This is a genomic window from Martinezella sp. CNPSo 3964 (assembly GCF_057784375.1).
The window spans coordinates 361,860-375,228 of record NZ_JBXSOW010000006.1 but is presented as its reverse complement, the minus strand read 5'-3'; the positions used below and the strand labels follow the sequence as shown (position 1 = coordinate 375,228).

At 57.9% G+C, this 13,369-nt stretch carries 14 protein-coding genes and 1 pseudogene; 7 read left to right on the top strand and 8 right to left on the bottom strand.

Annotation, left to right across the window (positions count from 1 at the left end; translation table 11 throughout):
* Positions 1 to 36 precede the first annotated feature (36 nt).
* The 4 genes from AC13Q5_RS20830 to AC13Q5_RS20815 all read left to right on the top strand — a co-directional run bounded on the left by AC13Q5_RS20830 (position 37) and on the right by AC13Q5_RS20815 (position 4,040).
* On the top strand, positions 37 to 822 hold the full coding sequence (locus tag AC13Q5_RS20830) for a coniferyl-alcohol dehydrogenase (protein WP_488503004.1): 786 nt from the start codon (positions 37 to 39) through the stop codon (positions 820 to 822).
* A 27-nt stretch (positions 823 to 849) separates the two neighbouring features.
* Positions 850 to 2,295 (top strand): aldehyde dehydrogenase, encoded by a 1,446-nt coding sequence (locus AC13Q5_RS20825; RefSeq protein ID WP_075857024.1) that lies wholly within the window; start codon positions 850 to 852, stop codon positions 2,293 to 2,295.
* 283 nt (positions 2,296 to 2,578) lie between these two features.
* On the top strand, positions 2,579 to 3,559 hold the full coding sequence (locus AC13Q5_RS20820) for an SGNH/GDSL hydrolase family protein (protein WP_488503003.1): 981 nt from the start codon (positions 2,579 to 2,581) through the stop codon (positions 3,557 to 3,559).
* Positions 3,549 to 4,040 carry a hypothetical protein gene (locus AC13Q5_RS20815; protein ID WP_488503037.1) on the top strand — a complete coding sequence of 164 codons (492 nt, stop codon included), beginning with the start codon at positions 3,549 to 3,551 and terminating at the stop codon, positions 4,038 to 4,040. Before AC13Q5_RS20820 ends, AC13Q5_RS20815 begins: the two co-directional genes overlap by 11 nt.
* On the opposite strand, the pseudogene AC13Q5_RS20810 reads toward AC13Q5_RS20815, so the two are convergent.
* The 4 genes and pseudogenes from AC13Q5_RS20810 to AC13Q5_RS20795 all read right to left on the bottom strand — a co-directional run.
* A pseudogene (locus tag AC13Q5_RS20810) lies at positions 3,977 to 4,306 on the bottom strand (sigma 54-dependent transcriptional regulator); the annotation flags it as partial. The gene AC13Q5_RS20815 and the pseudogene AC13Q5_RS20810 sit on opposite strands and share 64 nt — an antisense overlap.
* Before the next feature lie 198 nt (positions 4,307 to 4,504).
* Positions 4,505 to 5,524: a LacI family DNA-binding transcriptional regulator gene (locus AC13Q5_RS20805; RefSeq protein ID WP_457881621.1), complete on the bottom strand. Its 1,020-nt coding sequence runs from the start codon at positions 5,522 to 5,524 to the stop codon at positions 4,505 to 4,507.
* 36 nt (positions 5,525 to 5,560) lie between these two features.
* Positions 5,561 to 7,069, bottom strand: a complete 1,509-nt coding sequence (locus tag AC13Q5_RS20800; RefSeq protein WP_488503002.1) for a hypothetical protein — start codon at positions 7,067 to 7,069, stop codon at positions 5,561 to 5,563.
* Positions 7,070 to 7,268: 199 nt separating this feature from the next.
* Positions 7,269 to 7,706 carry a hypothetical protein gene (locus AC13Q5_RS20795; RefSeq protein WP_488503001.1) on the bottom strand — a complete coding sequence of 146 codons (438 nt, stop codon included), beginning with the start codon at positions 7,704 to 7,706 and terminating at the stop codon, positions 7,269 to 7,271.
* Positions 7,707 to 7,759: 53 nt separating this feature from the next.
* On the opposite strand from AC13Q5_RS20795, the gene AC13Q5_RS20790 reads away from it, so the two are divergent.
* From AC13Q5_RS20790 to AC13Q5_RS20780, 3 genes are all read left to right on the top strand, one after another.
* The gene (locus AC13Q5_RS20790; RefSeq protein ID WP_488503000.1) at positions 7,760 to 8,566 is read left to right on the top strand and encodes an extracellular solute-binding protein; all 807 of its coding nucleotides are present in this window, start codon (positions 7,760 to 7,762) and stop codon (positions 8,564 to 8,566) included.
* Between the two features lie 136 nt (positions 8,567 to 8,702).
* Complete coding sequence (locus tag AC13Q5_RS20785) at positions 8,703 to 9,632, top strand: carbohydrate ABC transporter permease (protein ID WP_488502999.1); 930 nt, start codon at positions 8,703 to 8,705, stop codon at positions 9,630 to 9,632.
* Positions 9,633 to 9,725: 93 nt separating this feature from the next.
* Entirely contained in the window at positions 9,726 to 10,472 is a 747-nt protein-coding gene (locus tag AC13Q5_RS20780) for a carbohydrate ABC transporter permease (protein WP_488502998.1), read from the top strand.
* Between the two features lie 212 nt (positions 10,473 to 10,684).
* Here the strand turns inward: AC13Q5_RS20780 and AC13Q5_RS20775 are convergent, their stop codons facing one another.
* Genes AC13Q5_RS20775 through blh form a run of 4 tightly spaced genes read right to left on the bottom strand, consistent with a single transcriptional unit; the run spans position 10,685 to position 13,156 of the window.
* Positions 10,685 to 11,116, bottom strand: coding sequence for a DUF6691 family protein (locus AC13Q5_RS20775; protein ID WP_488502997.1), 432 nt, complete (start codon positions 11,114 to 11,116; stop codon positions 10,685 to 10,687).
* Complete coding sequence (locus tag AC13Q5_RS20770) at positions 11,113 to 11,523, bottom strand: YeeE/YedE family protein (protein WP_488502996.1); 411 nt, start codon at positions 11,521 to 11,523, stop codon at positions 11,113 to 11,115. The genes AC13Q5_RS20775 and AC13Q5_RS20770 overlap by 4 nt, the downstream gene beginning before the upstream one ends.
* Positions 11,520 to 11,858, bottom strand: a complete 339-nt coding sequence (gene bigR / locus AC13Q5_RS20765; RefSeq protein WP_425298685.1) for a sulfite-sensing transcriptional repressor BigR — start codon at positions 11,856 to 11,858, stop codon at positions 11,520 to 11,522. Before bigR ends, AC13Q5_RS20770 begins: the two co-directional genes overlap by 4 nt.
* Before the next feature lie 5 nt (positions 11,859 to 11,863).
* Positions 11,864 to 13,156: a bifunctional sulfur transferase/dioxygenase Blh gene (gene blh, locus AC13Q5_RS20760; protein ID WP_488502995.1), complete on the bottom strand. Its 1,293-nt coding sequence runs from the start codon at positions 13,154 to 13,156 to the stop codon at positions 11,864 to 11,866.
* Positions 13,157 to 13,369 lie beyond the last annotated feature (213 nt).

Here is a 13,369-nt window from a genome sequence, read left to right as displayed (position 1 = left end):
CGAGCGTTCGCTGCATTTCATGAGAAAGGTGAAATCATGCTTTTTGGCAAGACCATCCTCATTACCGGCGTTGCCTCGGGCATCGGCGCGCGTGCCACGGAGCTTGCGGGGCAAATGGGGGCTGACGTCATCGGCATCGATGTCCGGGAACCGTCCCCGGGCATCAGTTCCTTTATCAAAGGTGATCTTTCGACCGCCGCCGGCGTCGAGGACATCGTCAAGCAACTGCCCAACCGCATCGATGCGCTGGCCAACGTCGCCGGCCTCTCGGGAAACACCGGCGTCACGGCGACACTGGCGGTCAATTTCTACGGCCTGCGTGCCCTTTCGGAAGCCGTTGCACCGCGGCTGCGCGAGGGTGGGGCGATCGTCAACGTCGCCTCGATCGCTGGCTATGGCTGGCGCGCCAATCTGGAGCGGGCCAAGAGCTTGACGACAATCGAAGGTTTTCCGGATGTGGCCTCTCTGGTCAGCGAGCACGGACTGAAGAACGAAGAGGGGTATCCGCTTTCCAAGGAACTGCTGTTGCTTTGGACGATGCGCGCAGCACATCAGCACCTCTTCAGAGATCGTGGCATTCGTGTCAATGCCGTCAGCCCCGGTCCGGTCGAGACGCCGATCCTGAAACAATTCCGTGCCGTACTCGGCGATGCCCGCGTCGATAGCGATATCATGCGCGTCGGCCGGGCCGGCACATCGGCTGATATCGCGCCCGCCATCCTGTTCCTGTGCTCGGACGGCGCGCGCTGGATCAACGGCGCCAACCTGCCGGTTGATGGCGGGTTGGAAGCCTCCATCAATGCCGACGTGCTCGGCTTTTGAAATACCATCCTCATCAGGAGACAAGAGATGAACATTTCCCTTCTCATCAACGGCGTCGACAAGCCGGCGGCGAGCGGCCGCACCTACGATCGCCGCGATCCCTTTACGGGAGAGATCGCCAGCACGGCGCCGGCGGCAGGACCTGAGGATGTCGCCGCCGCGATCGAGGCGGCCTCCAGCGCCTTTTCCGCATGGTCGAGCACAGGCCCTGGGCAGCGCCGCACGATCCTGGCCAAGGCAGCAGACATCATGGACGCCAAGGTCAGCGAGTTTACCAAGCTGATGATGGAGGAGACGGGGGCAACGGCGCCCTGGGCGGGCTTCAACGTTATGCTCGCTGCAAATATCCTGCGTGAAGCAGCCGCCATGACGACGCAGATTGGCGGCGAGATCATCCCGTCCGACAAGCCCGGCACGCTCGCCATGGGCGTGCGTCAGGCAGCCGGCGTTTGCCTTGCTATCGCGCCCTGGAATGCGCCTGTGATCCTGGCGACACGCGCCATTGCCATGCCGATTGCCTGCGGCAATACCGTGATTCTCAAGGCTTCCGAGCAATGCCCCGGCACACAGCGGCTGATCGCGACTGCTCTGAGTGAGGCAGGCCTACCGGCTGGCGTCATCAACGTGATTACCAATGCCCCAGAAGATGCGCCTGGCATCGTGGAAGCGCTGATCGCCCATCCAGCCATCCGCCGTGTCAATTTCACCGGTTCGACGAAGGTCGGCAAGATCATCGCGGAGCTCAGCGGCAAGCATCTGAAGCCCGCTCTTCTGGAACTCGGCGGCAAGGCGCCGCTCGTCGTACTTGAGGATGCGGATATCGACGGCGCGGTCAACGCGGCTATCTTCGGCGCCTTCATGCATCAGGGCCAGATCTGCATGTCGACTGAGCGCATCATCGTGCATCAGGCGATCGCGGACACTTTCGTCGCCAAGCTTGCGGCACGAGCGGCCGCCCTGCCTGCCGGCGATCCGCGCGGCCATGTGGTTCTCGGATCCCTGATCAGCCTGGACGCAGCCAAGAAGATGGAAGAGCTGATTGCCGATGCGCAGGCCAAGGGCGCCAAGCTGGTAGCCGGCGGCAAGCGCAGCGGCACAGTGGTCGAAGCCACATTGCTCGATTTCGTCTCGCCTGACATGCGCGTCTATTCGGAAGAATCCTTCGGTCCGGTGAAGCCGATCATCCGCGTGGCGGATGAGGACGAGGCGGTGCGTGTCGCCAACGATACGGAATATGGCCTGTCGTCCGCCGTCTTCAGCCGCGATGTGCAGCGCGCGCTTGCCGTGGCTGGCCGCATCCAGTCCGGCATTTGCCACATCAACGGCCCAACCCTGCATGACGAGGCACAAATGCCCTTCGGCGGCGTCAAGGGCAGCGGCTACGGCCGCTTTGGCGGCAAGGCGGCGATCGCCGAATTTACCGATCTTCGGTGGATCACGATCGAGGATCCCGCCCAGCACTATCCCTTCTGAGGGTCACGGCAGCGCCCACGATCGCGACACATGAGGAGTTCGTCGTCAAGACGGTCTAGGATCGTAGGAACGTGACGATTAATGAAATGGTTCAGTGCCTGGAGGCACGTTCGCGCCCTTCAGGCGACGTCAATCGTTTCAGATCGGATTTATTAACGTCCAACAATCTTAAGAGGATCGAGCGCCAACTGATCTACCACTTAAGAGGGAATTGATCTGTTAATCCCCTGGACGCAGTATCCGGTCAGGCTGTGCCCAAAGCATCGGAGGAGCGGCGATGCCAATGGATAAGTTACCGATCGACAATCTGCAAGATCGGATCGATGCAGACATTAGTGAGCGCATCAAGGAGCACCAAAAGACAATCGCGCGAATTTCAGCCGGAAGACAGGCTGCCGCGCGACTTTCCGCGAAGGCGATAGCACCGCCCTTCATCATGATGTCCGTGGGAGATTCCTGGTTCGACTATCCGCTGTTGAACAACGGTCCCGCCCTCCAACAGACCGACGTAATTTTCCAACTTCAAACCTATGGGACACATCCGGTAACGGTGTTGAACCTTGCCCACTGGGGCGATGCGTCCACCGATATGATGTCAGGGCCGAAACAAGAGAGGATGATTGCACAACTTAGGGACGGGGCCAACTGGATCGGAGGCAAGCCGCATGGCATCTTAGTGTCGGCCGGAGGAAACGACGTCGTTGGCAGATTTGGAATGTTCCTTGAATTCAACAACGGCGAGAATTCCGGTCTGAATGATGATCGATTTGCGAAGACCCTTGGCATTGTGAAGGAATCCTACCTGTCGCTCTTCGAACTTAGAGACCGATACGCTCCGGGAGTCCCGATATTCGGTCACGATTACGATTTTCCGATTCCAAGCTACGTGCATCCCTTATGTGCCGGGCCATGGCTGAAGCCCGCTCTCGATCTCAATAACTGGTCGCAAACCGACGGAGAGCGTATAGCCAAGGATGCTCTACAGCAATTTCGAAAAATGCTCCTAAGCCTTGAGGCAGTCGAGGGGAACAATTATCACCTCATCAATACACAAGGGACACTTGCCAGAGACGAGTGGGCAAACGAACTTCATCCGGTATACCTCGGCTTCCGCAAGGTAACGAAGATCTTCTACCAAAAGCTCAAAAGCTATGCGGATTCGGGATCCAAGCTGGCCGACCGGCACGTTCGGGATTTTCGGAAAGAATTCAAACCTTACGACGTCGTAATCGTGGAAGAAGCCGCATCGATCGATGGGGGCTAGCCCCTCTAATGACATAGTCCACATCCCCGAACTGATCGACAATGGAAAATCGGCGCAGGGACTTGCAAAAGCTTGGAAAACCGCTTCGAAAGCTTTGCCGGAATTCCCGCACAACGGATGCGCCGCCCACCTAAGCGCGCTCCTGCAAGAGTCCGGGATCGACATTCAGATGACTATCGGAGCAGGCAATCTGGCGCGACTGCTTGAAAAGCGGGGTTGGCAGCGCATTGAGATCCACTCTCAGCAAGACGGCGACGTCGGAGTAACTTACGATCTGGATCCAGACCCTCCCGGACCCGACCATGTTTACCTGGTCGTCGAGCGGTTGGATGATGACGACATGCTGATAGCGGACAACCAGAGGCATTCGGATGAACCGCACCACCGGTCAGCAACCGGGAAGCATGGCAAGACTCATCGCGAGATCGTAAACAAGGCTCTGCCTGCAGAACTGGCCGTTGTGTGGTCGCGGCAGGTCTGAAGAACTGTCGCGAGCTGCACCGCGTCGAAACGATCGAGACTGGCGGCAGCTTCTGCGCCCAGCACATCTTCAATGATGGTATCGGTTCCACTATCATCGGTCGGGCGGCGCCATGCATGTCACCGACGCCGACAGATCGCGGAAATTGGCACTCCGGACGGCTTGTAGACTGGTTGCGAAGGAAAGGTAGCGTCACGCGCCTCCCTGTTGAAAGCAGCGTCCTCGCCCTCCCTCTCCAGATAGCGCCTAAGCTCGCAGTCGAGGTTGCAACAGGTCTCGGCGGCAAGAGCGGGATCGGGAGTTTGATCGAACATCGGATTTCTCTTCCGGGAAGAAGTGACATGCCACGCGACAAAAGGATATCGGCTTTCACTGTGCAACCCTCGATTCAGTCCGTGTTCTGCCGGTCGATGCGTATTGCCAGTCTCGCATCATGGCGGCTTGTCATTGAGGAAATGACGTGTCTAAAGGAGGCCGGGTGCCTTGCCCGTGGAGCTGCGCACGACCAGACTGGTCTTCGTGATGGTGGTCGCGTCGATTGCAAGGCCCTTGCGGATGGCGTCCAGAACGAGCCTGGCTGCCTGTTCACCGAGCTGGCGTGCATGGGTATCGACCGTCGTCAGCGGTGGTTGGACAAACTCGGCATCGGCGACATTATCGAAACCGACGACCGAAACGTCGTGTCCCACTTTGCGGCCGATGCGTTCAAGCCCAGCCATTGCGCCTATCGCCACGACATCATTGAAACAGACGAATGCGCTTGGCGGATTGTCCATCCGAAAGAGCTCACCCACCGTCTCCGCGGCAGCCGATCTCTTCAGGGAACAGGGGACATGCCTCGGGATCAGCCCATGGGAGCGCATGGATGTCACATATCCATCATAGCGCTCGGTTGCCGCCGAGTGAGCACGCTCGCCGCCCAGAAAGACGATGTTCGTATGCCCCAGTTCGTACAGGTGATTGACGGCGAGCGACACACCATGGGCATAGTCTATGCCCAGATAACTCGTATCCTGATCGGCCCTTCTGAGAACCTGCAGAGTTCGGAAGCCCGATCTGGTAAAGCTTTCCGTCGCCGAGCCTTTCCCATCGGTCACGGGGCAGACGATGAGCGCGTCCACATTTTGCTCATGCATCCTTTGGAAAATCCTCTCCTGATTGGAAACGGATTCCCAGGAATTGCCGAGGAGGGATGTCCAGCCGGCATCGTTCAGCACCTGGTCGACGCCAGCGGTCAGCTCCGAGAAGAACGGGTTGGTCAGATCGGGGATGATGATGCCGACGAGGTAGCTGAATCTCGATCGGATGGCAGCCTTGCGATTGTAGACATAGCCGAGGCGGGCAGCGACGTCGCGAACCGTTGTCTTGGTGTGTTCGGCGACCAGTTCGCTGTTCCTGAGCACGAGCGATACTGTCGAGCGCGAGACGCCGGCCGCTTTGGCAACGTCATCTATGGTAAGCCGGCGTTCGATCTCGTCAGTCAAATTCGCATCCTCGCTTCGCAAAGCCGATCGCAGCAATCATTGGTCGATGATGCCGGCGTAACCCGGACCGCCCGCACCAAGATAGCCGCCGCTTTGACCGTTTGCTGAGTTGCTGACCCAAAATGAGTACAGGTGCGCATTTTCCAGGGCAAACCGGAGGCGAAGGCGCCGACTTGGGAGTGCGGCAAGATCGCCTCCCCTCCAGCGGACCGGACATGTCACCTTGTCGACGGTGATCGCTTCGCAATCATCCAGTCCAAAACCGGGGATGTCTTTGCCGTGCTCGTCGAGAACGGCAACACGTAGCCGTCCGGCACTGCAGTCGGTGTTGACGAAGACATGGCTGCCGGAGATCTGAAGCGGCCTTGTCGTCATTTCGCCGGATTGACCGCTGTAAAGCGAGACGAACCCGTCACGACGCAAGGTGACCAGTCCGACCGAGCCGCCGGCATAAGCGTGGGTGCCGAGAATGGGAGAGTGCCCGGAAAAGCCGGAGACGTAGAAATAAAGTTCATCCCCGACCACCAGGCAAACCCCACCCGTCGCATGCAGATAGCCTCTGTCCCACTGGCCCGGAATTTGGGACGGAGCAAGGAAAGGCTCTTGCCGGTTCGGGCGGATCCAGTCCAGCCCGTCGCGGCTGAACCCTATTTCCAGATCCGTAATTTTGGGAAGACCGCGATAGAAGCTGTCCGGATTTTGCGGGCCACGGAACATGCCATAGATCCCGAGCATCACGCTTTCATAGGCGACGGCATCGAAATTATAGATTTCCGAGGGAACTTCGCCGGTTAGGTTGGCATGATCGATGTCATCGGGAACGACCAGCGGCTTTCGGTCTTCCCTGGTCCAGTTCCTGCCTTCGACGAAATCGGGGTGGGCCACATAGCTGCGTTGGCGCCCGCGCTCGGCATGAACGCGCAGTGAGTAATACCATTTGCGATCAAAGGGGTTGTAGTAGAAATTGCTGTTATCGCCGCATTCTCCGGTCCGGCCGCGCGCCGTCCAATGAATGGCGTCCGGCGATGTATAAATCTCAGCGTATTGTTCCTTCACGCCATCAAAATCATAGTCCACATAGGGCATGCTCGGATGGGAGCCGCGGCGATAATAGACCATCATCTTGAAGCGTTCGGCAGGGTCCGTGGCAAACGTATCGAGCCAGAATCCCGCCCCATCGCGCATCCGTGGATAGCCGATCGGCAGAATACGATTGGTGACGCCGTCCACATCGAGGCGCGGGCGCTCCCAATGGATACCATCCCGACTTGTTGCCAGTGCCGTCGCGGCAAACCAGCCGGCATGATAGGTCATCTTGAACAGCTGGTCGGCCGGATCGAAGAAAACACCGTCCTGAAATGTACAGGCCACCGGGCAATAGCCACCATTCATCTCGATCGGCGTTTCCGGTTTGAGGACCGGAGTTGCCGGATGAAGCTTGGGACGGTGGAATATCCGCTGGAGCTCGGATGTCGCGATAAGATAATCGTCAAACAGCAGCTGCCGACCGGCTCGAAGCGTCACAGGCACATCAATGGCGTTCATTCCGGCTTCTCCTCAATACGCTACATTGCATATTTTAGACCGATCTAAGTGTCAATAAATGCCGTTTTGAGAAACTAGTTGACAAATTTAGACCGATCTAACAACTTTCTGAAGCAATTAGATCGGTCTAAATGTGAATCTCTAACTTGCGGCTCGTCGCTGCGGTCCGGCGGGGTTCGATGCCGATCGGGGAGTGATTTCAGACGGCAACTGGGAGGGTGCAGTGAAGCGTAAAATCCAAATTTTGGCAGTGGCCATGTTGACGGCGCTGTCTTCGACGGCGCTTGCTCAAGAAAAGAAGCTGACGGTCGTCGGCGTGAACATTCACGAATCCTCGATGCGTGGTGTCGGCGTGTCGAAAGGCGTGGATGCTCTGGCGGATTTCGAGAAGGAGAAGGATACGAAGGTCGCTGTCAACGTCGAGACGGGTCCCGGCATCCTTGAAGCCCTCCCGCGCCTCGGCACACTCAACAAGTCCGCCGAAGATATCATCATGGTCTCGCAGCTGATGGCCAATCCGCGTATCGCCGCATTCCTCGAGCCACTCGACAAATACATGGGCGCCGATGCGATCGGCGGCTTCCCACAGGACTGGGTCAAGGCACCGGTCGATGCAGGGACGATCGATAATCAGCATTATCTCGTGCCGCTGCGCTGCGGCGTTTGGATCTTCTGGGTAACAAGAAGTATATGTCTGACCACGGCGTCGCCGAGCCGCCGCGCACGCCGGAGCAGCTGTACGATGCAGCCAAGAGCGCGACCTTCACCAAGCCGAGCGGCGAAAAAGTCTATGGTTTTGCGGTGCGCGGTATCAGCGACCAGGTCCCATCCGGCTTGGCCACCATCGGTGCAATGTTTGGCGGGTCGATCATCGACGAGAAGGGCGAGGTTGTCGTCAACAGCCCTGCGATGATCCAGGCGGCTGAATTCCTCCGTCGACTGTATGCAGAGGGCATAATGCCTCCAAACTGGACCAGCGTGGACGCCGACCAGATGTTTACCTCCGGGCGGCTCTCCATGGTCGTCAGCAACGATAATTTCACATCGCGCTTCGAGTCTCCGGACGCTCTCGGACCAGGCGGAACGATTGCTTTCCACGTTCCGATCCTCGATGCCTTGCGAAAGAGCGGTGTCGACTATGCCGGCAGTCAGTCCTTCTATTGGGGTGCCGGCATTTTGAAGGGATCGCAGAACAAACAGCAGGCCTATGAGCTGATCAAGTATCTGGCCGGATCCAAACCCGAAGCGATGATGATGTCCAACGGCAATCAACCTTGTCGGGCCGAGCCGCTGGCAAAGCTTGGTGAGAAGATCGCGGCGAACAAGGTCGGGATCGATACGCTTGCGATCTCGCGGCCGCCGCTTCCGGGCAATCCGCGACTTGGCGAGGCTAGCGATGCCATTGCCGTTGCCGTCCAGAATATCGTGGTGAACGGCGCCCATGCCAAGGAGACGCTGGACACCTTGGCCGATGATCTCAAGTCGATCTACGAGTAGCGATCGGCACCCGGCTCTCCGCGCCCTCGGTTGGAGCAGTTTCCAATCGGCTCGCGGCATGTGCAGTCTTTGCCCACAGGTGGGTATTATGGCGGATTGGCTCTCCAATCCGCCAGGTCAATATCGGAAGATCCGCATGGTTAGGAATGGCACAGTCGCCGCAAATGCCCCTCGGCAACGCAAGCGCAGCAGAACGTCGGAAGATATTCTGGCAATTACCGCAGTGGCGCCCCCGCTCCTCCTCCTTCTACTGTTCATTGCCATACCTGCAATTGTGCTTCTTGCGACCGCGTTCACCGATTATTCGCCGGGCATTCCAACCAAGTTCATAGGCTGGAAGAATTTTGTCACGCTGTTCAACAGCTCCGTGTTCTATTCGATCCTTCTTAGAAATATTGCCTATGTGATCGGGGTTGTCAGCCTGCAGCTGGTCGTCGCACTTAGCATCGCGCTCTTGCTCGACAATGAGTTGCCGTATCGCCGTGTCTGGATGGCGCTGCTGATTGCACCCTTTGCAATCAGTCCCGTCGTCGGTGTCGTCATCTGGAAAAATCTGCTCGATCCATCCTATGGCCTCGTCAACTATATTATTTCCTCGTTGGGACTTCCTACGATCCCATGGATGTCAAATCCGTGGACATCCATGGTTGCTGTCGTCATCGTGGCCGTATGGCGAGGATTTCCCTTCATCGCGATCATCCTCTTTGCAGCGCTGAGGGGAATTCCGATAGAGGTAAAAGAGGCAGCCAAAATCGACGGTGCGAATGCTTTCCAGATATTCTGGTATGTCCGTCTCCCGTTCATCATGCCGGCATTGTCGATCATGGCGCTGTTCGAGACCATCTTCGCCGTCCGGGAATTTGATACCATCCAGACCATGACAGGTGGTGGGCCGGGTACATCCACATCACTGCTTTCCCACTACCTTTATCGCACGGCATTCGGCACGTTCCGGTTCGGTATGGGCGCATCCGTCGGCTGGGTCATGCTGGCTTTGACCATGCTGATGGCAGCGCTGATCATCTGGCGTGCTTATCGCGATATGTTTCCCGGAGCCAAGGCCTGACCAATGAGCGGACATGGAAATATTGCCGGTCGTATAATTCTCTTTGTGTTGCTTTGCATTGCTGTGATCTGGGCTTTTTTTCCAATCGTCTTCATGATCAGCAGCTCGTTCAAGCCTGGTGGATTGATCTGGGCCTATCCGCCGAAACTGATCGCCGAGCCGACGGTAAGCAACTACCAGAATATCGCCAACCTCTTTCCGCGTTTTTGGGGAAGCCTCTTCAACAGTATCATCGTTACGATACTTGCGACGGTATTGACGCTGACGATGGCGATCACCTCGGCATTCGTCTTTTCCAGGTTGCGGCAGCCATGGCTGAAAATACCGGCATTCCTGATGATTTTCGTCAGGATGTTCCCGTCGATCGTCGTCGTCATCCCGCTATATCCGGTTTTCAACGAGCTCGGATGGCTCGATACGATCACTCCGCTCGTTCTGTGTGGGGCAGCATTCGCCGTCAGTATGGCAACGCTTCTGATCAAAACATTCGTCGACGACATTCCGGTTGAATTGGAAGAAGCCGCCATGATTGACGGGTGCTCTCGCGCCGGCGCCTTTGCCCGGATCACCTTGCCTCTCCTGAGGCCAGCAATCGCTGCGGTGTCGCTGGTCGTGGCGATTGGCTCCTGGAACGAATACTTGTTCCCACTGGTATTCACTTCGAACGATGCGCGTACGGCGCCGGTCATCATCGCTATTGCCATGAGCAATGAAGACGGGGTCGCATGGGGTGGCGTCATGGCGATGGCAACGGTTTATCTTGCGCCGCCACTTCTTCTCGTTCTGATGCTGCACAAGCAAATTACCAATGTGATGACCATGGGCGCCGTCAAAGGCTGAGCGCACAGCGGCTCTGAAGCCATCCGCTAAGCTTCCGTCCAAACGGTGAAAGTTTGGACTGGGCGGCCAATCATTATGCGCATTCAAACGAATTCGCAGCCGCATACACGTCACCCAAGCTTGCATCTCCGCCCAACGCTTGGCGGCAGCTCGGCGAGGGATTTCTGAAAGTGGTAGCGCCAGGCCCGAACCGACGGCCGCTGCACCTCCATCTACGATACCTTCTTCGCCCAGCGATCGTGAGCAACCATGCCGATGAGCATGGCGGCGACGAACAGCGGCACCTGCGGCAGCCCAAGCGAGAGCGCGGCAAGCGCGGGTCCTGGACACAGACCGGCCATGCCCCAACCGATACCAAATACGGCTGAACCTATCATCAGCCGGCGGTCGATGGGCTTTGTTTCTGGAAGGTGGAACACGGCGTCGAAGACAGGTCGTCGCCACCGCCGCATGATGCTCACACCGACGAAGGCGACGATCACCGCGCCTACGAGCACGAAGATCAGACTCGGGTCCCAATGGCCGAAAAGATCGAGGAACCCCTGGACGCGCACCGGATCGACCATGCCGGACAGCGACAGACCGAAACCAAAGATCAGGCCCGATGCGAGCGCGACAAGCACCCTTGGCAATTCCCGGTTCATGCGCTGATCCATCGCATTACCATTACCGTCAGGATGCCCGCCGCCAGAAAGCTGGCGACAGCCACTACAGATCGCGGCGACAGACGCGCAAGACCGAGTATACCGTGACCGCTGGTGCAACCCGAGCCCATGCGTGCACCGAAACCGACGAGCAGGCCTGCGACCGCCAGCAGAGGCCAGGACACGGTGATGGTCGAGACGGGCGGGTGGCCGGCGGCGACCCGATAGGCAAGCGGGCCAAGCACGAGGCCAGCGACGAAAGCCGCATTGGTAGCCACGCCGGTGCCTTGCGTGAGCCGCCCGACAATGCCCGCGATGCCGGCAATCCGCCCGTTGAGAAGCAATAGCATGGTTGCCGAGAGCCCGATGAGCAGGCCGCCTAGCAGCGATGGAAGATAGGCAATCATTTCACCTCTTCCTCGGCACAAAAGATGGTGTAAAGGGCGCCGACCAGTTTGGCCGCCTTCTCCTCCGTCAGGCGGTAATAGATCTGCTTGCCGTCACGGCGGGTCTCGACGATCTGCGCCTCCCGCAGCACGCTCAATTGCTGCGACAGGCTGGGCTGGTGGATATCGAGCGTCTCCTCGAGCTCGCTCACGGAATATTCGCCCTTGACCAGCGTACAGACGAGCATCAGCCGTATCGGATGTGCAAGCGTTTTCAAGAGATCCGAAACTTCGGCCGCCTTTTCGTGCAAGGCCGCAGGATCAGTGTCAATCTGTACCAAATCCGGCATGTCCATGCTCTTCACCATGTCGCGCCATCCAATGCATCGAGCGGGATCTTGAGATAGCGCTTGCCATTGTCCTCGGGCTCCGGTAACCGCCCGCCGCGGACATTGACCTGTAACGCATGCAGGATCAGCTTTGGCATGGGCAGCGTCCTATCACGCCTGGTGCGCAACGCGACGAATTTCTCCTCGTCTGTATCGACGACATGGGCATTGAGGCGTTTCTGCTCGGCAACTGTGCTTTCCCATCTCGGCGCCCGGCCGCCTGGCTGATAATCATGGCCGGTGAACAGCCTGACATCGTCGGGCAGCGACAGGATCGCCTGGATCGAGCGCCACAGCATATGCGCATCGCCGCCTGGAAAATCAGCGCGCGCCGTGCCGCTGTCCGGCTGAAAGAGCGTGTCATGCATAAAGGCGGCATCACCAATCACATAGGTGACCGAGGCGAGCGTATGACCCGGCGAAAACATCGCCTTACCCTCGATCGAACCGATAGAAAACGTCTCGCCGTCGGCAAAAAGCCTATCCCATTGCGAGCCGTCGGCCGGCAGCGCGGGCCAGTTGTAGATACCCTTCCATAGGTTTTGGACGTCGACCACCTTTTCGCCGATCGCTATTGGGGCACCGGTTTTTGATTTCAGATAATGCGCGCCAGAGAAATGATCTGCATGGGGGTGGGTATCGAGTATCCATTCCACGATCAGCTTGTTGTCCTCGATATATTTGAGGATGGTATCGGCATTCGTCGTCGCGGTCGCACCGGATTTCTCATCGAAATCCAGAACCGGATCGATGATCGCACAGTAGCGGGTCGCAGGGTCGGAGACGACATATTGCACGCTCGAGCTGCGCGGATCGAAGAAGCCCTTTACCTGCGGCCGCTGCGCATTGTGCCGGGCAAGCCACGCCTCGCCGGCAGAAAGATCATAACCGTATTTCGCGCCGAAGGCGGCCAGCTCGAAGGCCTGCATCTGTCCTGCTCCGACCAGTGCAAGAGCGTGGAGCAGCATCGCGCGAATGCCGGACTTGCAATGGGCAAATACTTTGCCGCCCGACTTTGTCGTAGCGGTGGCGAAGGCTTCGACGTCGGCCACAGTAATTGTATCCATGCCGATAGGAATGAAGTGATAGTCGAGGCCCGCACGCCTTGCCGCCTCCCCTTCCGCTTGGCTACCCGGCTGCATAGCATCTTCATTGTCACGTCGCAGGTTGATGATCGTATCGAAGCCATCTCGCTTGAGCTCGTCAAATTCGCTTAAGTCCAACTGTGGGCCGATCCAGATGCGGTCGGTGACTTTGATGACCATCGAAATCCCTCCAAAAAATTATATTATATAATATATAATAATGTATAATGTTCGGTGTCAAGTAGCTGTCTGCTTGTTGTCTCCACCAACGCCTTTGGAGCTGGAACACTCTGAGCCGGTGACTTTTGAAGCCACCGCGCAGGCAATACGAAAGCGGCCAGATAGAAGTTAGTCGCAGGTCACTTGTCGGAAACGCCGTTCTTGAAGCAAATC